This window comes from Staphylococcus sp. EG-SA-2 (assembly GCF_017152085.1).
This window is the reverse complement of record NZ_JACYHC010000164.1, coordinates 1-534: the sequence shown is the minus strand read 5'-3', so window position 1 is coordinate 534 and position 534 is coordinate 1. Positions and strand designations below refer to the sequence as shown.

The 534-nt window shown below is 36.9% G+C and carries 1 protein-coding gene; it reads left to right on the top strand.

Going from position 1 to position 534, the window contains the following annotated elements; all coding sequences use genetic code 11:
* On the top strand, window positions 1-534 hold a 534-nt coding region (locus IDG60_RS01535), incomplete at both ends, for an AAA family ATPase (protein WP_164825709.1).

Sequence of the window (534 nt, the reverse complement as noted above, 5' to 3'; positions counted from 1 at the left end):
TACAAATGCATATTGGTGAAATAGAAGATGCGAATCAAGTGAACTATGCAGCTTCACAAAAAGAAGCTTTGCAAACGGCTATCAATTCTAAGGTGATGCTATTAACCGGTGGACCGGGAACAGGAAAGACGACAGTAATTAAAGGTATTGTAGAATTATATGCTGAGATTCATGGCTTATCATTAGATTATGATGATTATGTCAATGATGATTATCCAGTTGTATTAGCAGCGCCAACAGGAAGAGCGTCTAAGAGACTACAAGAGTCAACTGGATTAGAAGCAATGACGATTCATCGTTTAATAGGTTGGAATCAAGACACAAAGCCAGAGGATATATTAGAAAATGAAATAAACGCACGACTCATAATCATTGATGAGATGTCTATGGTAGATACTTGGTTGTTTCACCAATTTTTAAGTGCAGTTCCTTTAGATGCACAATTGATATTTGTAGGTGATGAGGACCAATTGCCTTCTGTAGGTCCTGGTCAAGTATTTAAAGATTTAATTGAATCGAAAGCTATACCACGAG